Raw genomic sequence first — 23,187 nt, 5'->3', positions numbered from 1 at the left:
AGTGACTATTTAAAGAACTTGGCAGCGCCAGGATGTAATTCAATCGACATTCCTTCCTGGGAATTTTCTTTAGTAATCATCTTGCCGACAGAGTGAGCGGCTTTCAAACGCTCCAGGTTATCATACATCGCTTTGGTAATATTGAAGGTAAGATCGGCATTCATTTTGTCGGTGACTACAAGCATAGCCTTGACCGCTACAGCAGGAATATCGGCGGCCTGATTGGGATAAGCGTTCACCGGAATGGTCACTTTTGCATAAAAAGGATATTTTTTAATTAAGGCATCGGCTTTATCGGCTTCCACCGGAATAAGCACGACCTTATGCTGGGCCGCAATGTCCTGAATCGCTGCCGTCGGGAAACCGGCGGTTACGAAAGCAACATCAACATTTCCGTCTTTCAGGCCGCTGGCGGCTTCGCCAAAGGACAGGTACTGAACTTTGATATCATCGTAGGTAATACCATAGGTTTCAAGAATTTGGCGGGCATTGGCCTCGGTACCACTGCCTGCCGCACCAACGGCAATACGCTTGCCTTTCAAATCAGCAATGCTCTTGATCCCGGTTTTGTCTACAGTTACAATTTGAATGGTTTCAGGATACAAAGTGGCAATTGCCTTCAAGCTGGGAACCTGCTTACCGGTGAACATCTCGGTTCCTTTGACGGCATAATAGGCAATATCGTTTTGCACTAACGCCATTTCAACTTTGCCGTCTTTCAGCAGATTAATATTGGCCACCGAAGCACCGGTGCTTTGCGCACTGGCATTTACATTGGCAACATTTTTGTTAAGAATTTCTGCAAGAGCTCCACCCAAGGGATAATATGTTCCCGCAGTGCCACCGGTAGCAATGTTTACAAATTCTTTCTTTGCCGCTGCTTGTTCCGTGGACTTTCCTCCGCCACAGCCGGCCAGCATTCCAATGAGGAGCATGGACACAGCTAAAATTGACAACACCTTTTTCATACTTTCCCCTCCCAATCAACTAAGGTAAAAGCAATTCCTTTTACCAATTTACATTTTTTTGTATTCGCGCCTTACCGCTGATTTCCTGCAAGCGGAAAGCTTTATTTCATTCAGGGCGCATGTTTTTCTTTTTCTCGTAAACATAATTAGTTTATATAAACACCAAATGTCTGTATTAAATAAATTTTAGCTTATTTTGTAACATCTAGACAGACTTTTGTCAAATAAGCAACTGTTTTTTTGTGTATTTTTCATGCCTTATATTATTTCAACAATATTATAGTTTCATAAATTTCCAGGATGGTACAAGGTGGTATAAACACTTTTACCGCGAGCAAAATATTTTATAGTGACAATACAATATCAGCTTAGGAGAATAAACTATGAAGATTTCATTTATTGGCAGCGGTAAAGTCGGAGTAGCTGCAGCGTATACGGCGGCATTAAAAGGACTGGCTCAGGAAATTCTGTTAACCGATGCCTCTGCCGACAAAGCTTACGGAGAAGCCCTTGACCTCCTGCAATGCCAGGCCTTTTGCCCTCAAGCCCGTATTACGCATGGCCAAATCCGGGATACCGCCAATTCGGATATTGTAGTTATCAGCGCCGGTATTCCCCGCCGGGCAGACGAGCCGCGCGTAATGCTGCTTTCCCGCAACGCAAGTTTAATTGCCGCGATCGTAAAAGAAGCAGTTGCCTTAAGTCCGCAGTGTATATTACTAATTATTACTAATCCACTTGATGTCATGACCCATTTAGCCTATCAAGTCTCCGGCCTTCCTGCCGAACGGGTGATAGGTATGGGAACTGTCCTTGACACCGCCCGCTACCGTTCCTATCTTGCACAGCATTTTAGTGTGGATGCCCGTGACATTGACGCCTATGTAATAGGAGAACATGGGGAAACGATGGTGCCGCTAACAGGCAATATAACCATCAAAGGCGTACCTTTAGCTACCCTGCCGGCTTATGATAACACTGTCATCACACGCATTGGTCAGGAAGTAGAGGCCGCTTCCGGGCAAGTAATTGCATTAAAAGGAGGCACTATTTACGCTCCTGCGGCATCTGCCTGCGAGATCCTGGGAGCTATCGTAAACGACGACCGGAAAGTTCTGCCGGTCTCCAGCTTTAACAGCAGGTATAAAACTGCGGTCAGTCTGCCCACAGTAGTAGGCCGGCATGGAGCAGGGCCGGTCCTTAACATTCCTATGTCTCCGTCTGAAACTACGGCCTTTGCTCACTCGGTTGCCAATATAAAAAGATATGTCGATGAATTAGAGGTATAATCTCCTTGTCTGGTGCAGCTGCCCCTTTGCTTTATCTGCCGGCAGCTGCACCGTCCTTTTAATGTCGGCAAACGAATGTCAACAAGCTATATAAAAACAGGTTCAAAACCCTTTCAGTAAATCGCAAAAAATGTCCAAAAAAAAGTATTGCCAATTTGACGAATGGCAGTTATAATCTTAATGATAATGATTTTCATTCCATGTAATACTTTATTTTATATTTGACTGTTGTCAGTCAAATATAAAATAAACCTGGTGACGCCCACCTATAAGTGCGGAAATCCTTAGCACGGGCTAGTCACCGGATATACACTGTGCACGGCGAATGCTTAAGAGAACCTGTTGCACCAAAAGCCCCGGCAACAAGGCTACCAAATGAAACAAGAAAGGAGTTTGAAAGTTGGCAGAGATGTTTTTTCAGGGAATTCATTGACTGATGTCAGTCGTTTTATCTTTTGATATTATACGTAATCCTAAAATCCTGGGAGGAATTTGTTATGAATAAGCGACAACGCCAAGTTATGTGTTCCCTTTTGAGCAGTGCCTTATTATTAGGGACACCGTTAGCCACACCGGCCGAGGAAGCCGCCGACCAGCACGAGTATGCCCTGGATGAATATGTTGTTACCGCCAACCGCATTCCTGTAAAACAGACAGAAATAGCGGCAAATGTCACGGTTATTACCCGTGAAGAAATTGAAAAAGGCGGCTACAGCAGTGTGCCTGATGTATTAAGGAAAAGCAGCATAACCTTAGAAAAAAACAGTGGGGCTACTATCCCTTTACTCAATGGTGACGAACGGGTGCTGGTATTGATTGACGGCCGCCGCATGAATTGGAGTCATCTTGTTGCCAGCGGCAGCAACTCAGGTGCAATCCTGGATCTGCTGGCCGTTGAAAATATTGAACGCATTGAAATTGTCCGCGGTCCGTCTTCCTCGCTATACGGCAGCGAAGCGGCAGGCGGAGTCATTAATATCATTACCCGCAAAGCCGGTGAAACCCGGACATCGGTGGCTTCTGAATTCGGCAGCTGGGGCTTTAAACGCTATAATCTTACCAGCCAGGGTAAATCCAGTGATATCAGTTATTTGCTGACAGCAGAAAAGAAACAGCAAGATAGCTTTGAGTACAAAGACTTCCGGACAGGTAAAATCAGAACCCATAACGATAGCCAGCTGGACCGGGAGTTTTTGACCCTGCGTCTGGACAAGGAGCTGAAGGGCGGACGCTCTCTGTCTTTGCAATTCGAGCATACCGAAGATGAGTCAGGATTTGCCGGTTACATACATCCGGACGGCAGATCAGAATACCCCGGGGGTTACCGTACCAGCCTGGACAACAACGTGGCACTTACCTACCAATGGGGAAAAGATACCGGAGCCAACAATTTGCTGCGCGTATATCGCAACCACTATGAAGCCACATATTATAATTCCCTGTTTGCTATCGATGAGTTGGAGGCTACCGGCCTTGACTGGCAGCAAAGCTGGAAACTAGGAGAAAAACACACCTTGGTTGGCGGTGGTGAATGGCGGCAGGAAACAATAAATGACAATAGCTCTATTGATGAAAGCGTTACTACCGGAGCCGTTTTCGCCGAAAATCGCTGGAGCCTCCCCAGCAATTGGACACTATCGGCCGGAGCGCGCTATGATCATCACAGTGTAGTCGGCGGCCACTTCACCTCACGGTTGACGGCTAACCGTGAAATTAATTCCACAACCAATCTTTATGCCTCCTGGGGGCAATATGTCAAAAACCCGACTATTGCACAGATGTACAGCAATACCATATACTGGAAAGGCAACCCTGATCTGGACCCGGAGAAAGGCCAGACAATAACTCTGGGTCTAAACACCGAATTGGGGCATGGAACAAAACTGCAGACCAGTGTTTACCGCAGCCAAATCGATAATGCCCTTGACTGGGCTTGGCGGGATTGGGATAACAATGGCATTGAATATACCAAATATATAAATGTGAATAAGCAAAAACGTCAGGGCTTTGACCTCACGCTGTCGCGGCAGTTATCGCCACAGTGGAATATAGCCGCCGGTTATACGTATGTAAAGATCCAAAACCAATCCAGTACGGAAACTGCTTATTCGAACGATCCGCGCACCAGTCAGCCTAACGGCTACCGTCTCAATGTTGAATATGATCAGGATAAGCTCAATACCGGCCTTACCCTCAGGAGCGTCACCGGCCGCGATACCAGTGTTTTTTCCGGCAAATCGTACCTGACTTTGGATATGACGGTCAATTATAAGTGCAATTCCGACACCCGCATCTATTTCAAAGGCTATAACCTGACCAATAAGGCGTACGAATCAGCAGCCAGCTATTGGTCTGACAGCTTCGGCCAACGCCATCCGGGACAATTCCCTATGCCGTCACGCAGTTTCTATTTTGGCCTGGAACACAAAATTTAGCCCTAAAGCAAACAGGAGATTGCCCCACAATCTCCTGTCCCCATGCCCGGCTGCCATTCTAAAATTAACCTGTGACATAGCTGAGTGGAGCAGCGTAACGGTGCTTACAAAAAATTAACCTCAATTACAGAGGAGAGCATGCATTTTATGAAATATATCGGAAGATTACTTTACGCATCAAAGGAATATTATTGGATGCTTGCCAGCGCAGTTGCCAGTATTGTCATCTACACCGCGCTCAACCTGATTGGTCCCGGTTTAATCAGTAATCTCATCGACTTACTGACAGGCAATTTCAGCAAAGCAAATATTCCCGAGGTTCAACGCCTCGCCCTATTGCTGTTCTGTACCTATCTGCTCCGGGCATTTTTTCGTCTGGGCAGTGACTATTGGGCACATTGTGCCGCCTGGAATATCGTTGCCAAAATGCGGATCAAGGTATATGATCATTTGCAGAAACTATCATTAGGCTATTATAGTGACAAACAAACCGGACAGATTATGAGCAGGGTGATGAACGACACAGCTCAGTTTGAATTGCTTATCGCCCACGCCATTCCTAATATTTTAAGCAGTGCACTTATTGTAGCCGGAGTTGCTATTTTGCTGGTACTGCTTAACCCCTGGCTGGCTCTTTTGACCTTTATCCCGGTTCCCTTTATGGTGGCTTTCAGCCTGTACTACAGTAAAAAAATTTATCCAGCCTACAGCCTGCATCAAACCTGTTTGGGCGACATGAATGCCGTACTGCAGGATAACCTCACCGGATTAAAAGAAATTCAGCTTTTTGGCCGGCAAAACAGCGCGTCAGAAGTCTTTAGTTTCCAGACATACAGATGGCGGGACGCAGTTATGAAGGTTGTCTGGCTAGGCGGTATCTATCATCCGACTGTGGAAGCCGTTCTATCACTGGGCACAGTCGTGGTGGTTGGTTTTGGCGGCATCATGGCATTAGAAGGAATTCTAAGTGTCGGCGATATTGTACGATTTCTGTTATATCTCACCCTGTTTTATGCCCCGATTGCCACCTTAGTTACCTCAGTTGACAGTCTCCTCCAGGCTGTTGCCGGAGCTGAACGCGTATTTGACCTTCTGGATGCCGAACCTGAGATTAAAGATAAGCCTGCTGCCCTCCGCCTGCCGGCCGCTAAGGGACACCTTGTTTTTGAAAACGTCACTTTTAGTTATGACAAAGCTTCCCCGGTATTAGAGGACATCTCGTTTACAATAGCACCAGGAGAAATGGTGGCTTTTGTCGGCCCCACCGGTGTAGGTAAAACCACCATCGCTTCATTAATTACCCGCTTTTATGACCCGAACTCCGGCCGGATTAAGTTCGACGGGGTTGATCTGCGCGATATTGAGCTTGCATCCTTGCGCAGCCAAATGAGCGTAGTGCCTCAGGAAGTATTTTTATTTAATGGCACGATTGCTGAAAACATTGCTTATGGGAGGCCGGATGCAACCCCGGAAGAACTGATACAAGCGGCAAAAAAAGCGTATATTCATGACTTCATTGCCTCACTGCCACAAGGCTACGCTTCCCTGGTAGGTGAGCGGGGAATCCTGCTGTCCGGCGGTCAAAAGCAACGTCTGGCAATTGCGCGGGCACTTTTGCGCAACACCCCGCTGCTAATTCTGGATGAAGCAACAGCATCTGTCGATATGGAAGCCGAAAAACAAATTCAAAAGGCGATCCAGCAGCTTGCCGGAACCAGGACCCTGCTGGTCATTGCTCACCGTCTTTCCACCGTACGCCGGGCAGACAAAATCATTGTGCTGGATGATACCAACATTGTTGAGCAGGGGTCGCATGAAGAACTGTTGGCAAAAGCAGGGCTGTATGCCCGCCTCTGTGCTTCTCAAATAGCGTGAAATACCACTACACCCAGGCAAAAACGAATAGGAGACCAGCTCACATGATGCAAGTACCCTCTCGGCAACCCTTTCCCTTTGATGCAGTTATCCGCAAAAAACAAGTTTTTCTCGGCTGGACAACAGTACTGATAACCGGCGTTCTAGTATCAGTGCTGCTGGCGGTTTGTTTTGGAACGGTAAAAATTGCCCCCGAAGCGGCCTTAAAGATTATTTTGTTCAAAATGTTCCACATGAATATTGGCGATATTGCTGCCCAGGCATCACGCGCTCATCTGGACATCATCTGGGAAATCCGGTTTCCCCGCATCCTTATGGCTGTTATTACCGGAGCCGGGCTGGCTATGTGCGGCACTGCCATGCAATCTTCGGTGCAAAATCCACTGGCTGATCCTTATATTTTGGGCATATCGGCCGGAGCTTCACTTGGTGCCACCTTTTCTATCCTGCTTAACGCGTCCGGCATATTTTCCGGCTTGCCAACCGCCTTTTGGGCTTTCATTGGAGCACTGGCTGCCTCTTTGTTGGTCATGGTACTATCAGGTATCGGCAGTCAGGTATCCACAGTCAAAATGGTGTTGGCCGGCACTATCGCCAATGCGTTATTTAGTGCCTTTTCCAGCTTTATTATCTACATTGCCAGCAGCGCTGAAGGCATCCGCACGGTAACGTTCTGGACAATGGGTTCACTGGCTGCCGCCAAATGGAACAATATATTGCTCCCAGGCCTGGGTGTACTGTTAGGTTCTATATTCCTCCTGGCACAGTCGCGTAATCTCAATGCCCTGCTGCTTGGCGAAGAAGCTGCCACCACCTTAGGCATTACGTTACAAACTGTGCGGCGAAATATCATTCTTGTTACCGCCCTGCTCACCGGCCTGATTGTTTCCTCCTGTGGGGTAATCGGCTTTGTCGGCTTAATCATACCCCATATTGTCCGTGGGTTTGTGGGTTCTGATCATAGACGGCTCTTACCATCTGCCATGCTGACAGGAGCACTCTTCCTCATTTGGGCAGATGTGCTGGCGCGAACAGCGCTGCCATCAGGCGAACTGCCGATTGGCATTATTACCGCACTGATCGGCGCACCTTTTTTCATGTATGTTTTATTTAAGAATTCGCTTGGATTTTCTAATAAGTAGGGGGGATCGGCATGGATTTATCACTGAAGAATATCAATGTGACCCTTTGCCAAAAAAACATCATCCAGGATGTCTCACTAGATGCTAAAAAAGGGCAATTTGTTGGGATTATCGGCCCAAACGGCAGCGGCAAATCTACCCTGTTGCGTACCATCTACCGGGTAATCCAACCGACAACCGGCACCATTCTCTTGGACGGTAATGACTACAAAAAAGTCAAACTGGCGGAATCGGCCAAAAAGATGGCTGTAGTCGGACAGTTTAATAACATAAATTTTGATTTTACCGTGTTTGATATGGTAATGATGGGACGAACACCTCATAAGAGCTTCCTTGGTACCAATAACCGTTCCGATTATGAACTTACACTGGAGGCAATCCGCAAAGTAGGTATGGAGCACTATGCCGACCGTAGTTTCTCAACACTTTCCGGCGGAGAAAAGCAACGGGTTACTCTTGCCCGGGCGCTGGCACAACAGCCCGAGATACTGGTTCTGGACGAACCGACCAATCATCTGGATATCAAGTATCAACTGCAGCTGCTTACCATTGTAAAATCACTGGGAATTGGAATTCTTGCGGCTTTGCATGACCTCAGCCTGGCTGCCATGTACTGTGACAAACTTTATGTGATGCAGGACGGCAAGCTGATTGCCCATGGCTCTCCCAAAGAAGTCTTGACTCCCGGTCTGGTACGGGATGTGTATGAAATTGATTGTGACATCCGGGAAAACCCCGATACCGGCTATTTGTCGATAACGTACTATCCTACCCACCGGTATGCATAAGGAGATAGAGCAATGCCGATAAGGCTGAATAGAAACATCAACTTCCTACTGATAAGCTGTTTACTCGCATTATCGCTCACAGGCTGCGGCACCCTGCCGCCAGATCCGTCGAAAGGTCTGCCTGTTATTTCCACCGGCACAGGCTACCCGTCTGTGACCATTACTAATTTTGATGCCGCCGGGAACCTGGTGGAATATACATACCGCCAGATTCCCACCCGTGTGGTCGTTACTCATCCGGGCGCAACCGAACTCCTGCTGGAATTAGGCCTCGAAGACCGTATCCTGGCTACAGTCGCACCCTATGGCCCTCCGTTGGAGCGATTGAGAGAAAAATATGCCAAAACAAAAATTTTGCAGGCCCAGTATGCCCCCTCCCGGGAGGAAATACTGGACCTGGAACCTGACATGGTGATTGGCTGGCCCCACCACTTCAGTGAAAATGTCTTTGGCGATATACAAAGCTGGCATACACGGGGCGTGGCAACCTTCATTGTCCCCAGTACCTTACGCCAAACAAAGCCCCTGCTGGAAAATAACGTCTACACTTATATTGCCGATATCGGTAAAATTTTTGGCATACCGGATCAGGCCAATCAATATATCCAGGACTGCCGGCAGCGTGTTGCCCGCGTAGAGGCAGCAGTACGGAACATCCCGCAAAAGAAAACCGTCTTGGTCTTGCAGGATCATTTAGACGGCAAGTTTTCCCTGTATGACAGCAGCTATCTTGTCAGCTCGCTGATTGCCAGTGCCGGCGGCCAACACATCGGCGACACGCTGACAGCTATCGTCGGTGCCGAAGAAGTATTGTCCCACGACCCCGATTTCATCCTCTTCGTATCCGTCAATAGGAAAGATGCTGCCAAAGATCTTACCGATCAGGAAGCGATAACTCACCTGAAAGGCATCCGGGAACTGCAAAGTATGCGGGCCATTGAGCAGGGGAATATCATCAATGTCCCTTTCTTTAGTGTAAATAACGGCGGAGTACGTATAATAGATGTTGTGGAAAAAATCGCCAAAACATTATATCCGGAATGCTTTGACTAGTGGTCTGTCTACGCAAAAAGCGTAGACAGACCACTAGCTTTTAATAAAAAGATGATTGACAATATTTTCTTTTTATTTTAATATTTTAACTGATGTCAGTCAGTTAAAATAAGGGGAGTGTTTCCTATTTCTAGAGTTACCAAAGATCCTCAGGTGCGCCAGGCTGAGTTAATGGACACAGCACTGGAACTCTTTCTTGCCAACGGATATCAAAAAACGACTGTGCAGGACATTGTCAAACACGTCAATGTGGCGCAAGGAACCTTTTACTATTATTTCCCTTCAAAAGAGGCCATTTTGGAAGCTATCCTGATTAGTCATGTGCAAAATATGATAGCTGAAATTCAGGCGTTTAAGCCTGACAATATTTTAGAAAAACTTCAATTTTTTATTAATCGCTTTTACCGGTTGAGCTACCTTGGCGAACCGGGATTAATCAGCAAGGTGTTGTATAAAGAAAAACAAGGGTTGTTAATCAATAAATTATGGCGCCAAACCATTACCATAACCAATCCGCTTTTGTCACACATTCTTGAGCAATGCAACCAGGCCGGAGTGACTCATGTTATTCACATAGATGAAACCCTCTGTTTTTTTGGCGGTGTTATGGCCGCACTGCTGGAAGCAAGTTCACCTCTGGAGTTTGGCCACGAGTCCAATCCCCAAATTTTGAGAGCCAAATTAACAATTGCCGAAAAAATGTTAGAGACTTTGTTTGGAGCCTCCCCCGGCAGCATTCATTTAGATGAACCTCAAGTTATTTAGCAACAACAAGAGATACATGGAAACTTGATTCAGCTGGGGTTTTAATCCCAGCTGAATCTTAGTCATCAGATAAAACAAGGGACAGGCCGGTGTTTCGTCCAACACTGAACCTGTCCCCTGCTATTTCTTATCATTTGGTTTATGGTAAAAGATCCCATAATTGTTTTCCAACCAACAGTGTTGTCACAGATATAAATAAAGGCTTAACATAGGCAGCACCTTTGGCAATGGCAAATTTTGAACCGGCAATCGCACCAATAATCATCGCAATGCCCATGGTAAAACCATATACAAAATTGACTGAACCAAACACCAGAAAAGTTGCGAGTGCACCAAGATTGCTCGCCATATTGAGCGCCTTGGCATTGCCGGCAGCCACAACAAAGTCAAAGCCCAGCATCAAGAATACAAAGATTAAGAAGGAGCCTGTCCCCGGTCCGAAAAAACCGTCATAAAAACCCAGCACAAAAGCAGCACAGCCGCTCAAGATACCCACTTTTTGATTTACCCCCTGATAAGTAGAGGTATCACCCCAGTCCTTTTTAAACACTGTATAAATGGCTACCAAAATCAGCATGACCACAACTAACGGTTTTAAAAATTCGGGCGGAATCAGTCTTACCGTGTACGCTCCCAGGATGGAACCAAGTAAAGACACCGGAAACAGATACTTAATTAAACCAAGATCCATCTTGCCTGAGCGCAAAAAGGATATGCTGCTTGTCGCAGAACAGCATATGGCGGCAAGCTTATTGGTCCCTAATACAACACTGGGCGGTAAGCCGGTCATCATCAGTGCCGGCATGGAGATTAAACCGCCGCCGCCAACAACCGAGTCGATAAATGCCCCGACAAAACCTGCTACCAGTAAAAAGCTAATCATTTCCATACTAATACTATCCATACTATTGACCTCCTATTTTCCATGCACAATTGCTTCAACTTATGTAAAAAATAAAAAAATGGCAAGTGCCGCCTCTTGAGTTCATTATAGCCAGTGCTTATACTTAAGTAAAACGAATTAATTTCATTAATAACATGCAAAACTTTAATATTCGGGCAAAAGGACAAAGATCATGAATATTGATGACATTCAAGCATTTCTCGCCATCGTTGCCAATCAAAGTTTAACAAAAGCGGCTGAATTTCTGCACTTATCCCAATCCTCCGTAAGCCACCGCCTCAAGAATCTCGAGCGGGAGCTCGGCCTGGTGCTGGTGGAACGGCGAAAAGGCCTAAAAACCGTCACCCTTACTCCTGCCGGTGAAGATTTCATTCAGGTGGCGGAAAAATGGATGCATCTGCTGCTGGAAACCCAATCGCTAAAATCACGTACCAGCTTATCACTGGCAATTGGTTCTGTCGACAGTGTCAGCACATATTTACTGCCTAATGTTTATCAGAAGATCATTAGTCAGCATCCTGCCATGCGCTTGCATATTTATACCAAAAATTCAACCGAACTGTATGATTTACTGGAGCAGCGCACGATTGACATTGCGTTTGTCCTGCAGGAAAGGCTGATAAAAAATATCGAGTTATCACCTTTTTTTGCAGAGCCTATGGTCGTCCTGCGTTTAGCCCTGCCGGAGCATCAGGCTGTTCAGTACATTCATCCCGAACAGCTAAATCCAAGTGATGAATTATACCATGAATGGTTTCCAACCTATCAGATCTGGCATAGCAAATGGTGGGACCCGCTCAAACCGCCTCACATTCAGGTAAGCAACGGTCCCATGGTATTGCCCTTACTGCGGACGGCACACCAGTGGGCCATTGTTCCCCTATCTATTGCCCAATCCGCAGCAGCAACCAGCAAATACACCATTCAAAAGCTTACCGATCCCCCGCCTGACCGGATATGTTATAAATTAACTCACAAAATGGCTAAATCCAGTACCAAAGAAGCGTTAGCTATTTTTGAAGCTTTTGCCGCCGAGCTATACACGCAATTTGACTACCTGAACCAAATTAAACATCGGTAACCGGAAGAAAGCTAACTTTGCCCGGTGCGATCCTAAAGAAAGAGCATTGCTAAAACGCAATGCTCTTTCTCTTATATGTCTAAGGGTTTTTCTTATTGCCGCAACATCGCTCAGCACCGCCGGACAGGCTTCACAGTAAAGCCTGCCGTACAACTTCCTGAGCCAACAGCCGTGTTGGGTCAATTCGGCAGCACTCCCTGCTGCTATATTTAAATAAGAGTGGAATTTCGGTACAGCCGCCGATAAAGGAATTGGCCCCTGCCTGTTGGTAGGCAAACATTATTTCGTCAAGTTGACCGAGATACGGGTTATTTTCCAGCTGTCCCGCCTTTGCCGCCGTTATTGCCAGGGATATAATCTGCTGCTCGTCAGGTTTCGGGATGAGCAAGGAAATGTTTTTAGCCAGAAATGCTTTTTGATACAGTGCGGTTTGAACTGTGCCGGCAGAGGCAAACAGCACAATATCTCCGCTATTTTCCCGGGAAGCTACAGCATTAGCCGTATTCTCAATCATATTGATCAGTTTGATAGTAATTGCCGCCTGAATATCCTGATACCAATAATGCGCGGTATTGCACGGCATGACCAGAAGGTTTGCCCCCGCGTTTTCCAGGAACCGGGCCGAATCAATAAGTGCTCCGGCAGGGCTCCTGCTGCCATTTAGGATCGCCTCGATCCGCGAAGGTATCTGAGGATTGTTATACACTATGATTTTGATATGATCCTGATCACAGGCAGCTGGCGTACACTCGACAATCTTAGCAAATAAATCAACTGTCGCCATCGGACCCATGCCGCCTAATATCCCTACTGTCAGCACATTATCTCCCCCCATCAGCTTTCACCTAAAGCCTTCATTCAATAGTAAGCTGCAATATTGGTTGGTGTGTTTTCAGCAGAATAAATAGCAAAAACATTGTAGCGATTAATTATTTTCGAGAGCCGCATTCTGTCCGGCAATAAAACCGGAAGACCATGCCCATTGAAGGTTGAACCCCCCGCACTGTCCGTCGATATCCATAATTTCACCGGCAAAAAACAAACCTTTTACCAGGTTCGATTCCATAGTATAGGGATTAATCTCGTCAGTGGCAACACCACCTGCGGTTACCTGGGCGCAAGGCCAGCCTTTTGTACCTGTCACCGTGAAGCGCCAATCTGTCAGTATTCCCATGATTTTTTCCTGTTCCCGGGCAGACAGGCTGGCAACAGGACGCTTTATCTCCTCAATACCGGCTTCCTTCAGTATTACAGGGATAAGCCTTTTATTGATCAACCCAACTAAACTAAATTCAATTGTTTTACTGGATTGCCGGTCGAAGCGTGCTGCCAGCAGCTTTTTGAGATTATCCGGGGAAATGGTGTCCAACATAGTAATTTTTAATTGAACTGCCTTTTTCTCATGAAGAAGCTGTGCTGCTGTTCTGCTCACCTGTAATACCGGCGGACCGGAGACACCATAGTTGCCAAATAAAATATCGCCCCGGTCTTTGGCTGCCGATTTGCCATTATGTAAAATTTCCACAGTACCGACAAACTTAACTCCATCAATTTGTTTGAAAAAAGGTCCTTCCAGCTTAAGTTGCACAAGCCCGGGAAACGCATTGATAACAGTGTGTCCCAGTTTTTCTGCCAACAAAAAGCCATTACCATCCGAACCGGTAGAGGGCATTGCCTTCCCTCCGGCAGCCAGGATGACGCTATCTGCCTGCAATGTCGCTCCGCTTTCCAGGGTAATGGTAAAGGTTCCTTGCTGTTTTCTTATTTCTCCGACATACGCATCACAGTTAATAGTGACCGCCCGTTCATTGAGCTCATGTCTTAATACATCCAAAACACTGGACGCCTGATCTGACATCGGGAACACCTTGCCGCCATCCTCCACCTTGTGGGCAATTCCTAATTCTTCAAAAAAGGCAATTGTTGCCTGAATGCTGAATTTTGCCAGTCCGGTTTGGGCAAAATCGGGATTAGTACCATAGTAACGGGTGCTATCGGCATAGATGTTGGTAAAATTACACCGCCCATTTCCTGTTGTTAATAGTTTCTTCCCGACACGGGGATTGCGCTCCAATATTGTCACACCGGCCCCCTGCCGGCTTGCTGAAATGGCCGCCAGCATCCCGGCAGCGCCACCGCCGACAACAATTACACGCTTTGTCTTTATTGTCATAACGATACCTCTACATTTCCAGATAGTAAGTGCTTGTAAATTAATACTATTTCCCATATGAACAGCAAAACTCCTGCCATAAATTAAAAAATTGCCAGAACAGGTACTGTTGTATCAATATGTGCCATATTGTCAATAAATTCATACTATTCATCAATATATTCCGGAGGTATATGGTTTTATTTGCCAAATATAATTCACGAGATGTCCAGGCATATTGTTGTAAAGGATGGAGATATTTTTGAATATTAGAAAAAAACTGACGTTCTTATTATTATTGGCAAGTGCAATACCTCTTATCATTTTCACTTGTATTAGCTTAAACAATTCCATACAGCTCGCGGAACAAAACGCGATGGCGGAAAATTTAAAACGGGCGGAAGTTGTTCACGAGAAAGTAGACAGTTTTATTAATAAAAATCTATTTGGGGTTAAAGTCATGGCGACCAATCCCTCGATTCGCGCCTATGGTTCGCGTGACCCGAAAGAAATTAAAACTCTGGTTACAGATGCGGTAAAGGTATACCCGGAACTTGCGCTGATGATTGTTACCGGTGCTTCGGGAACCCAAGTTGCAAGAAGTGATGACGGACCGCTAACAAATGTTTCTGACCGCAATTTCTTCAAACTGGGTATGCAAGGCCAGCCAGAGGTAATATCAGAAGTTCTTGTAAGTAAGGACAACGGGCATCTTATCGCAGTACTGGCTGCCCCGATACGGGATTTTTTCAACAATAATGTAACAGGGGTTATCCAGGGGACGGTTGAGCTTGCCGTATTAAACGACTTTGTTAAGACGTTGTCTAATGATGAAGTTACCGCTTTTATCCTGGACCAGGACGGAAAACTGCTGGCACATCCCACCAAAAATATGCAAAAGCCGGAAGAACGCACTGATTTTTCCAGCTATAGCTTTGCTAAAAACGGTCTGTCAGGCCAAAGCGGTTCCGAAGAAGTTACGATAAATGACCAAAAGCTGCTGATAAGCTATGTTAAAAATGAGAAATCCGGCTGGCTGATCTGCACCGAAGTTCCATACCATGTTATCAATGCCAGCAGCATAAATGGAGCCATTCAAACTTCCTTTATTGGCTTACTGTTGATAGCATTAACAGGTGCGGCAGCTTTCTATCTTTCAACCATTGCCACCAAACCCATTCTTGCCCTTGTCGCTGCCGCCAATCAGGTTGCTAAAGGCGATTTAACCATTAAAAGACTGGAAGCAACTTCAAAAGATGAGTTAGGTCTACTGGCAGATGCCTTCAATACCATGGTTCTCAACTTAACACAGCTGATCCGTCAAATACAAGGCAACGCAGAACTGGTTGCAGCCTCCTCTGAACAACTGAATGCCAGTTCTGAACAATCAGCCCAGGCCGCTAATCAGGTAGCCTCCTCCATAACCGAAGTGGCGCAAAGCGCCGAACAACAGCGCCTCGTAGTAGATTCAGCCTCCGGAATAGTAACCCGAATGTCTGAAAATGTTTCCTCGATAGCAGCAAATGCCGGTGCAGTTTCAGAGCAATCAGCACTGACTGCGGTAACCGCCCAGGAAGGTGGCATAGCCATCCAAAACGCGGTAAATCAAATGACAGAACTCGAGGCAACAGTGAACTCGACAGCAAAAGAAGTGACCGAGTTGGGAGAACGATCTAAAGAAATCGGCCAGATCGTAAATACCATTTCCGGTATAGCCGGTCAAACCAATCTCCTTGCTCTGAACGCAGCCATTGAAGCTGCACGCGCCGGCGAACAAGGACGCGGTTTTGCGGTAGTTGCCGAGGAAGTCCGCAAATTGGCCGAACAGTCCCAAGTGGCTGCCAAACAGATTGAAGCACTGATTCGAGATATTCAGAATGAAACCGACAAAGCAGTGCAGACCATGAATTCCGGCAACAGCAAGGTTAAAACCTGCACCATTGTGGTAAATGAAGCAGGTACTGCATTCCAAAAAATCATTGATATGATTGCTGAGCTTTCACAACAAGTAAAGGAAATTACCGTCGCCATCCAGCATACCGAAGGTGGCAGCCAGCAAATTGTAGCAGCAGTCGAAAATATTGCAGCTTTGACCAACACCATGACCGATGAAGCCCAGACCGTATCGGCAGCTACTGAGGAGCAGTCGGCAGCCATGCAGGAAATCGCTTCATCAAGTCAAAATCTCAGCAACATGGCTGCAGAATTACAGGAAGCCATTGGCAAATTCCGTATATAAGCGGGCAGCCGGCTGTATACCCATTAAAATATTCCCTGTAAAATTCTCCTGACTGTGTTGTAAAAGAAGGATTTTTAGGTGAGTTTTGTTAAATTATATAATAGGTAAATTTAAAACATATGTGGAGGCGATTGCAGTGGACAGAATTAAGGTTGGCGATTATGCACCCGATTTTCTTCTGAAAGACAACCGTGGAGAAGAAATTCGCCTGACAGACTATAAAGGCAAAAAAGTGCTGCTCTCCTGGCATCCTCTTGCCTGGACAAGTGTTTGTGCCGAACAAATGAAAGCATTAGAAGCCAATTTGGCAGAATTCGAGAGCAATAACACCGTTCCGCTCGGCTTAAGCATTGATTCCTATCCGTGCAAGAATGCCTGGGCCAAAGAATTAGGGATTGCTACGGTAAAGCTATTGGCTGATTTTTGGCCCCACGGCGAAATTGCCCAGAAATACGGTCTCTTCCGTCAACAGGAAGGCTTCTCGGAACGGGCAAATGTACTTGTCGGTGAGGACGGCAAAGTCCTTTGGGTCAAGATTTATCCCATTCCCGAACTGCCGGATATAGCGGAAGTATTGGAACAAGTCAAAAAAGCGTAATAAGTATTTAACAGTATAAAGACGCGACAGCAAGCAACAACACTTGCTGCCGCGTCTTTTGTCGTCTCGGTCCCCCTCTCCCGGCAGGCAAAGCACAAAGTCAAAAGGTCAAAAAGTCAAGAAAGGTCAAAATAATTAGCCTGCCTGTGAAAATTCACCATCATATCGCTAAAATGGCTAAATTGCTGCTAAGCGGGTATTTTTGAACTTTTTTCGTTTTTCTCTTAATAACGTCTATCTGGTAATATGGATTTAGAGCTAAGGTACTATCCCGCAATTTTTAATAAAGAGGAGGCGTGTATTATGGGAAAAGTAGTTGGCATTGATTTAGGTACTACCAATTCTTGTATTGCTGTATTGGAAGGAGGCCGTCCTGAGGTTATTGTCAATGCCGAAGGCGCCCGGACGACTCCCTCGGTTGTCGCCTTTCGCGATAACGAACGTCTTGTCGGTCAATTAGCCAAACGTCAGGCTGTCTTAAATCCGGCAAAAACATTTTATTCGGTAAAACGCTTCATCGGCCGCCGCTTCGATGAAGTCGATGCTGAAATGACATTAGTTCCCTACAAAATAGTTCAGGGTTCTGAGAATACCGTCAAGTTCCTGGTGGACGATAAACAATATGCACCGGAAGAAATCTCAGCCCAGGTACTGCGCAAACTGGTAGATGACGCCAGCAAATATCTGGGTGAAAAGCTAACCGATGCCGTTATCACAGTTCCTGCTTATTTTAACGATGCCCAGCGCCAGGCCACCAAAGACGCCGGACGGGTTGCCGGCCTTAATGTGCTGAGAATCATCAATGAACCTACCGCCGCAGCGCTGGCTTATGGTTTGGATAAGAAAAAGAACGAAACCATTTTGGTTTTTGACCTGGGTGGCGGAACCTTTGACGTATCCATTCTGGATGTTGGCGATGGCGTATTTGAAGTAAAAGCCACCAACGGTGATACCCACCTGGGAGGCGACGACTTCGATAAAGCAGTTGTCGAGTGGCTGGCAGGTGAATTCAAGAAAAATAACGGTATTGATCTGCTGCAGGACAAACAAGCCTTGCAGCGTCTGACCGAAGCAGCCGAAAAGGCTAAAATTGAATTATCTGCCGTTACCGAAACAACCGTCAATCTGCCCTTCATCACCGCCGATGCCGGCGGTCCAAAGCACCTGGATGCCAAAATCACCCGGGCTAAATTTGATGAAATCACCCGCAGCCTGGTAGAACGCTGCCGTATTCCGGTAGAAAAAGCGCTGGCTGACGCCAAACTAACAGCCGGCGATATCGATGAAATCATCCTGGTGGGCGGTTCCACCCGTATCCTGGCAGTACAGCAATTAGTCAAACAACTGACAGGCAAAACCCCCAACCAAAGCGTCAATCCTGACGAAGTCGTAGCCGTGGGCGCGGCTATTCAAGGTGCTGTCTTAAGCGGCGACCTTAAGGATGTCGTGCTGCTGGACGTTACCCCCTTATCCTTGGGTGTGGAAACCCTGGGCGGAGTAATGACCAGGATTATCGAACGCAATACGACCATTCCCGCCCGCCGCAGCCAAAGCTTCAGCACTGCCGAGGATAATCAGGCCGACGTAGAGATTCATGTGCTGCAGGGCGAACGGGAAATGGCCGGTGACAACCGTACCCTGGGCCGTTTCAAATTAACCGGTATCCCCCCGGCAGCTCGCGGGCTGCCACAAATAGAAGTCACCTTCGACATTGACGCCAATGGGATTCTCACCGTCAGTGCCCAGGACAAGGCCACCGGCAAGGAGCAATCCATCACCATCAGCGGTTCCAGCAACCTGGATAAAGCCGATATTGACCGCATGGTGGCTGATGCCAAACAATATGCAGCCGAAGATAAAAACCGCCGCCAATATGCGGAATTAAAAAATGAATTGGATTCCCTGTCCTATCAGGCGCAAAACCTGATAACAGAAAAAGGAGCTACACTGCCGGCCCATATCGGCGGACGCCTGACTGCCGCCCTCGAAGCCGCCAAGCAAGCCGGTGAAGACAGCCTTGACAGCAATAAGCTGCATCAACTCAAAGCTGAGTTAGAGCAAGCCTACAGCCAGGCCTCTCAGTGGCAGCCTGATGCTGCCGGGCAACAGCAAGGTACTACCGGCAAACAAGGCAAACCAGAGGATGACATCATCGACGTTGAGTACGAGTAAACCGTCGACTATTAATGAAGCAAAAGGGGTGATGGGTTATGAAATATATTGATTATTACGAAACACTGGGGGTTGCCAAAACCGCCTCGGAAAAAGAAATCAAGCAAGCCTACCGCAAACTGGCCCGCCAGCATCACCCTGATCTTCATCAAGGCGATGCCAAGGCCGCTGCGGAAGAACAATTCAAGCTCATCAATGAAGCTTATGAAGTGTTGGGAGACCCTGATAAGCGGGCCAAGTATGATCAATTAGGCATGAATTGGCGCTCAGGCGATGAATTCCCTTTTGACCCCGCTCAGGGTGCTGCCCGTACCTATACCTATCAGGGAAATGCCGACTTTGATCCCAATGGCTTTGAATTCAGCCATTTCTTTTCCAGCCTGTTTGGTCAGGATTTTGCGGCCAAACAGCACTATGAAAGCCGTACACGGCAAAGGAACAGCAAAGGCGAAGATGTCCAGGCAGAAATAAGTTTGGCGATAGAGGAGCTCCTCCGGGGAGCGGAAAAGGAACTGCACCTGGCAGCCTCCACCGTCTGCACCGCGTGCGAAGGGCGGCGCTTCAGCCAACGCGGCCTCTGTCAGGCCTGCGGCGGTACAGGCGCTATGGCAGGCAGCAAAACAGTTAAAGTAAAAATTCCTGCCGGACTCTATCCCGGGGCATCATTGCGACTGAAAGGCTTAGGCGGCCAAGGCTATGGCGCAGCCCCTGCAGGCGACCTCTACCTGCAAATCCAGGTTGCTCCCCATCCTGTCTGGCAAATACAGGGCAGTGATGTGGAAACCGATCTCACGCTTCAGCCTGAGCAAGCCGTCCTGGGCGACACCATCAATGTTACCACACCGCATGGTTCAGTCCAGCTTAAAGTGCAGCCAGGTACTCACACCGGTCAAAGACTCCGGGTAAAAAATAAAGGCCTGCCGAAAAAACAGGGGGTTGGCGACCTGTATATAAAAATCCGTATCGATATCCCCCGCGAACTGTCAGAAGCTGAAAAGGCACTTTACCGGAAAATACGGGAAACCAAAACAACCGCTGTCAATACAGATCAAGCGGGAATAGCTTCATAAGCCCCCGCGATTCAAAATCTGCATCAGGCTCTTGTCCAGCCACCGACCAAGCCACTCTCCTGTCCCGCGTTTGCGCCGGGTGAGCGGCTTGGTCTTTTTAGCTGCCGCTGCATACTACCCAAACCACGCAGCTTTTAGCAGCTTAACCGCGGGTTCTATTTCACCGGCAGGAATTTTCGAGAAATAAAGGAGGATACGTGACGTGTTTTCCGGTGTATTCTGCAAATAATAATCTTGAACAGAAGCCACCCGACAGCCTTTTGCCAGCGCCCGTTCCACCAATTGCCCGGCTTTTAGTTCCGATTTGACGTGCAAAATGGTATGAAGCCCGGAATCACTTCCCTCAAATTCCACATGATTGCCTAAAATGTTCTTGACTGCCTCTACCAGTATTAATTTTTTTCCATAATATAATTTACGCAACCGCCGGATTTGACGCTCTAAACAGCCATCTGCCATAAATTGAGCCAGTGCGAGCTGCTCAATGGTTGAAGCCGCCTGGTTGTATAATGCCGCGTTTTGCTGAAAAACGGCAAGCAGCTTCTCCGGCAGCACCATATAGCTGACACGGATGGATGGCGGTATTATCTTGGATAAGGACCCCAGATATACTACGGTTTCCTTGTTATCAAGGCCTTTTAACGCCGGAATCGGACGCCCGTAATAGCGAAACTCACTGTCATAATCATCTTCGATAATAATACCATTTACCCGCTCAGCCCAATTCAACAATTGTGTTCTTTTACCAACAGGCATAATATAACCGGTAGGAAATTGGTGTGACGGGCTTACATAAACAAGCTTCGCCCCACTGCCCAGCAAACTGTCCATATCAATGCCGTCTTTGCGCATCGGTATGGCAATGATGTTATACGAATAATTGGCAAAAATGCGTCTGCCATTTTTAAAACCCGGGTCTTCAAAGGCAATACTATTGGTTTCCGACTTCAATAAACTGCAAAGAGTATTTAACAAACTTTGCACCCCGGGACCGATGATAATTTGCTCCGGATAGGTATAGACACCTCTTGAATTACGGATATAGGCTGCAATCTCCCGGCGCAGCTCCGGCTCGCCTTGAATATGCCCGTACCCGACAAGGCGTTCTTTGTTTAAAAACACTTTGTTGATATAGCGTTTCCACAAAGAAAAATCAAAGCCATCAATGTCCATCCCGCCACTGGCAAAATCATATACTATGTTGCACTCTGCCGGCGGCTGCCTGTCAACCTCACGCTCAGGGATGAAGCCGGTACTTTTTTTGATACTAATGCCATCAAACTTGTTCACCAGATAGCGCGAACGATTGCAATTTAAAATATAGCCCTCGCTCATCAGCTGTTGATACGCTTTTTCCACAGTTATTTTACTCACCGAAAGACTCGCCGACAGTCCCCGGATAGATGGCAGCTTCTCCCCTTCGTGCAAGCGGTTTTGTTCAATTTCCTGCTTAAAGTAGTGATATAGCTGCATATACAGGGGGGCTTTGCTAGTAAAGTCAAGCATAATTACATCCATGACATCCTCCAAACTGTACCTATCAAAGTTATCTATTCTGTATATTTTAAAAGGTTCATTTTTATTTTATAATACAACTATATTTTTTGAAAGCTATATTTACAAATACACATAAACCAAAGGGGAGTTACTTATGAGAATATTCAAGGCACTTGCCGTAGCCGGTTCAGATACAAGCGGCGGCGCAGGACTGCAAGCAGACTTAAAAACCTTTCAGGAGCTAGGCGTATATGGCATGACTGCCATCACTGTCATTGTTTCACAAAACCCAAACAATAACTGGTCCCATGATATCTATCCCCTGCCGCTGGAAGTACTGGAAGCGCAAATGGAAACCGTACTTGGCGGAATTGGCATTGATGCCTTGAAAACAGGCATGCTGGCAACTACCGAAGTCATCTCGCTTGTCGCCAAAAAAATTGATAAATATGGGGTTAACAATGTCGTAATTGACCCGGTTATGGCCTGCAAAGGCACCGATGAGGTTCTCCACCCGGAAACAACGATTGGCCTGCGCGAAATACTGGCCCCCCGCGCTCGCCTCATAACACCTAATATTTTTGAAGCCACCCAGTTAAGCGGCATTCGTTCCATTCGTTCTGTTGAGGATATGAAGGCTGCCGCTGTCGAAATACACAAGTTGGGTCCCAAGAATGTACTAATAAAAGGCGGAGCCAAAATCGACACCCCGGATGCTGTCGATGTATTGTACGATGGCAACGAATGTACCATCCTGCGTTCCCCGAAATTCAATACAACTTACACTCATGGCGCCGGCTGCACCTACGCATCGGCGATCACCGCCGGACTGGCCAAGGGCTTGCCTGTGCACGAGGCCGTTAAACAAGCAAAAGAATTCATTACCGCCGCCATCCAGGCCTCATTCCCGCTGAATGCTTATGTCGGACCGACTTATCATGCCGCCCATCGTCTGAACAAGTAAGGCTTTAACTTAATTTCGCTGTCATTAGATACCTTGAACTCTACCCAGCCTGAGTTCAAGGTATTTTTCTTTTCTAACACGCCGTCAAAGGCTCGGCACAAGTACATGCCGGCAGGATCAAGCAAAAGATCGTTCAGCTACTAGGTCTATTAGTCCAAATAGCTGAACGATCTATAACTAACCTTAGCTAAAAGA

The 23,187-nt window shown here is 46.9% G+C and carries 18 protein-coding genes; 13 read left to right on the top strand and 5 right to left on the bottom strand.

Annotation, left to right across the window (positions count from 1 at the left end; genetic code table 11):
- Positions 1-5: 5 nt before the first annotated feature.
- The gene (locus SPSPH_RS05510) at positions 6-968 is read right to left on the bottom strand and encodes a TAXI family TRAP transporter solute-binding subunit (RefSeq protein WP_075753997.1); all 963 of its coding nucleotides are present in this window, start codon (positions 966-968) and stop codon (positions 6-8) included.
- Between the two features lie 383 nt (positions 969-1,351).
- Here SPSPH_RS05510 and SPSPH_RS05505 point away from each other — a divergent pair, with 383 nt between their 5' ends.
- From SPSPH_RS05505 to SPSPH_RS05475, 7 genes are all read left to right on the top strand, one after another.
- Positions 1,352-2,257 carry a malate dehydrogenase gene (locus tag SPSPH_RS05505; RefSeq protein ID WP_075753995.1) on the top strand — a complete coding sequence of 302 codons (906 nt, stop codon included), beginning with the start codon at positions 1,352-1,354 and terminating at the stop codon, positions 2,255-2,257.
- A gap of 497 nt (positions 2,258-2,754) precedes the next feature.
- The gene (locus SPSPH_RS05500; RefSeq protein ID WP_233138666.1) at positions 2,755-4,692 is read left to right on the top strand and encodes a TonB-dependent receptor plug domain-containing protein; all 1,938 of its coding nucleotides are present in this window, start codon (positions 2,755-2,757) and stop codon (positions 4,690-4,692) included.
- A gap of 147 nt (positions 4,693-4,839) precedes the next feature.
- The gene (locus SPSPH_RS05495; protein WP_075753993.1) at positions 4,840-6,567 is read left to right on the top strand and encodes an ABC transporter ATP-binding protein; all 1,728 of its coding nucleotides are present in this window, start codon (positions 4,840-4,842) and stop codon (positions 6,565-6,567) included.
- Between the two features lie 44 nt (positions 6,568-6,611).
- A complete protein-coding gene (locus tag SPSPH_RS05490) occupies positions 6,612-7,709 on the top strand; it encodes a FecCD family ABC transporter permease (RefSeq protein WP_075753991.1) in 1,098 nt (365 codons plus the stop codon).
- 11 nt (positions 7,710-7,720) lie between these two features.
- A complete protein-coding gene (locus SPSPH_RS05485; protein ID WP_075753989.1) occupies positions 7,721-8,497 on the top strand; it encodes an ABC transporter ATP-binding protein in 777 nt (258 codons plus the stop codon).
- 12 nt (positions 8,498-8,509) lie between these two features.
- Entirely contained in the window at positions 8,510-9,550 is a 1,041-nt protein-coding gene (locus tag SPSPH_RS05480; RefSeq protein ID WP_075753987.1) for an ABC transporter substrate-binding protein, read from the top strand.
- A gap of 117 nt (positions 9,551-9,667) precedes the next feature.
- Positions 9,668-10,315 carry a TetR/AcrR family transcriptional regulator gene (locus SPSPH_RS05475; protein ID WP_233138665.1) on the top strand — a complete coding sequence of 216 codons (648 nt, stop codon included), beginning with the start codon at positions 9,668-9,670 and terminating at the stop codon, positions 10,313-10,315.
- A 139-nt stretch (positions 10,316-10,454) separates the two neighbouring features.
- Here the strand turns inward: SPSPH_RS05475 and SPSPH_RS05470 are convergent, their stop codons facing one another.
- Positions 10,455-11,219 (bottom strand): sulfite exporter TauE/SafE family protein, encoded by a 765-nt coding sequence (locus SPSPH_RS05470; protein WP_075753985.1) that lies wholly within the window; start codon positions 11,217-11,219, stop codon positions 10,455-10,457.
- Between the two features lie 172 nt (positions 11,220-11,391).
- Between SPSPH_RS05470 and SPSPH_RS05465 the strand changes: the two genes are divergently transcribed.
- Positions 11,392-12,300 carry a LysR family transcriptional regulator gene (locus SPSPH_RS05465; protein WP_075753983.1) on the top strand — a complete coding sequence of 303 codons (909 nt, stop codon included), beginning with the start codon at positions 11,392-11,394 and terminating at the stop codon, positions 12,298-12,300.
- A gap of 130 nt (positions 12,301-12,430) precedes the next feature.
- Here the strand turns inward: SPSPH_RS05465 and SPSPH_RS05460 are convergent, their stop codons facing one another.
- Positions 12,431-13,135 (bottom strand): aspartate/glutamate racemase family protein, encoded by a 705-nt coding sequence (locus SPSPH_RS05460; protein WP_075753981.1) that lies wholly within the window; start codon positions 13,133-13,135, stop codon positions 12,431-12,433.
- Between the two features lie 90 nt (positions 13,136-13,225).
- Positions 13,226-14,473, bottom strand: a complete 1,248-nt coding sequence (locus tag SPSPH_RS05455; RefSeq protein WP_075753979.1) for an NAD(P)/FAD-dependent oxidoreductase — start codon at positions 14,471-14,473, stop codon at positions 13,226-13,228.
- A gap of 229 nt (positions 14,474-14,702) precedes the next feature.
- Between SPSPH_RS05455 and SPSPH_RS05450 the strand changes: the two genes are divergently transcribed.
- From SPSPH_RS05450 to SPSPH_RS05435, 4 genes are all read left to right on the top strand, one after another.
- Positions 14,703-16,691: a methyl-accepting chemotaxis protein gene (locus SPSPH_RS05450; protein WP_083945418.1), complete on the top strand. Its 1,989-nt coding sequence runs from the start codon at positions 14,703-14,705 to the stop codon at positions 16,689-16,691.
- A gap of 136 nt (positions 16,692-16,827) precedes the next feature.
- On the top strand, positions 16,828-17,289 hold the full coding sequence (locus SPSPH_RS05445) for a peroxiredoxin (RefSeq protein ID WP_109298225.1): 462 nt from the start codon (positions 16,828-16,830) through the stop codon (positions 17,287-17,289).
- A gap of 303 nt (positions 17,290-17,592) precedes the next feature.
- Positions 17,593-19,461, top strand: coding sequence for a molecular chaperone DnaK (gene dnaK / locus SPSPH_RS05440; protein WP_075753975.1), 1,869 nt, complete (start codon positions 17,593-17,595; stop codon positions 19,459-19,461).
- A gap of 38 nt (positions 19,462-19,499) precedes the next feature.
- A complete protein-coding gene (locus SPSPH_RS05435; protein ID WP_075753973.1) occupies positions 19,500-20,531 on the top strand; it encodes a DnaJ C-terminal domain-containing protein in 1,032 nt (343 codons plus the stop codon).
- Between the two features lie 114 nt (positions 20,532-20,645).
- On the opposite strand, the gene SPSPH_RS05430 is transcribed toward SPSPH_RS05435, so the two are convergent.
- Positions 20,646-22,049 (bottom strand): PLP-dependent aminotransferase family protein, encoded by a 1,404-nt coding sequence (locus SPSPH_RS05430; RefSeq protein WP_075753971.1) that lies wholly within the window; start codon positions 22,047-22,049, stop codon positions 20,646-20,648.
- Between the two features lie 133 nt (positions 22,050-22,182).
- Between SPSPH_RS05430 and pdxK the strand changes: the two genes are divergently transcribed.
- Complete coding sequence (pdxK, locus tag SPSPH_RS05425; RefSeq protein WP_075753969.1) at positions 22,183-22,992, top strand: pyridoxine/pyridoxal/pyridoxamine kinase; 810 nt, start codon at positions 22,183-22,185, stop codon at positions 22,990-22,992.
- Positions 22,993-23,187 lie beyond the last annotated feature (195 nt).

Source organism: Sporomusa sphaeroides DSM 2875 (assembly GCF_001941975.2).
Lineage (GTDB): Bacteria > Bacillota > Negativicutes > Sporomusales > Sporomusaceae > Sporomusa > Sporomusa sphaeroides.
This window is presented reverse-complemented; position numbering and strand designations above follow the sequence as displayed.

Excerpts from the sequence above, each read along its gene's own strand:
- SPSPH_RS05460 (WP_075753981.1), bottom strand. The coding sequence starts at position 13,135 with ATGGGGGGAGATAATGTGCTGACAGTAGGGATATTAGGCGGCATGGGT.
- SPSPH_RS05505 (WP_075753995.1), top strand. The coding sequence starts at position 1,352 with ATGAAGATTTCATTTATTGGCAGCGGTAAAGTCGGAGTAGCTGCAGCG.
- SPSPH_RS05510 (WP_075753997.1), bottom strand. The coding sequence starts at position 968 with ATGAAAAAGGTGTTGTCAATTTTAGCTGTGTCCATGCTCCTCATTGGA.
- SPSPH_RS05485 (WP_075753989.1), top strand. The coding sequence starts at position 7,721 with ATGGATTTATCACTGAAGAATATCAATGTGACCCTTTGCCAAAAAAAC.
- SPSPH_RS05430 (WP_075753971.1), bottom strand. The coding sequence starts at position 22,049 with ATGGATGTAATTATGCTTGACTTTACTAGCAAAGCCCCCCTGTATATG.
- SPSPH_RS05480 (WP_075753987.1), top strand. The coding sequence starts at position 8,510 with ATGCCGATAAGGCTGAATAGAAACATCAACTTCCTACTGATAAGCTGT.
- SPSPH_RS05500 (WP_233138666.1), top strand. The coding sequence starts at position 2,755 with ATGAATAAGCGACAACGCCAAGTTATGTGTTCCCTTTTGAGCAGTGCC.
- SPSPH_RS05465 (WP_075753983.1), top strand. The coding sequence starts at position 11,392 with ATGAATATTGATGACATTCAAGCATTTCTCGCCATCGTTGCCAATCAA.
- SPSPH_RS05435 (WP_075753973.1), top strand. The coding sequence starts at position 19,500 with ATGAAATATATTGATTATTACGAAACACTGGGGGTTGCCAAAACCGCC.
- SPSPH_RS05450 (WP_083945418.1), top strand. The coding sequence starts at position 14,703 with ATGGAGATATTTTTGAATATTAGAAAAAAACTGACGTTCTTATTATTA.
- SPSPH_RS05455 (WP_075753979.1), bottom strand. The coding sequence starts at position 14,473 with ATGACAATAAAGACAAAGCGTGTAATTGTTGTCGGCGGTGGCGCTGCC.
- SPSPH_RS05490 (WP_075753991.1), top strand. The coding sequence starts at position 6,612 with ATGATGCAAGTACCCTCTCGGCAACCCTTTCCCTTTGATGCAGTTATC.
- pdxK (WP_075753969.1), top strand. The coding sequence starts at position 22,183 with ATGAGAATATTCAAGGCACTTGCCGTAGCCGGTTCAGATACAAGCGGC.
- SPSPH_RS05470 (WP_075753985.1), bottom strand. The coding sequence starts at position 11,219 with ATGGATAGTATTAGTATGGAAATGATTAGCTTTTTACTGGTAGCAGGT.
- SPSPH_RS05495 (WP_075753993.1), top strand. The coding sequence starts at position 4,840 with ATGAAATATATCGGAAGATTACTTTACGCATCAAAGGAATATTATTGG.
- dnaK (WP_075753975.1), top strand. The coding sequence starts at position 17,593 with ATGGGAAAAGTAGTTGGCATTGATTTAGGTACTACCAATTCTTGTATT.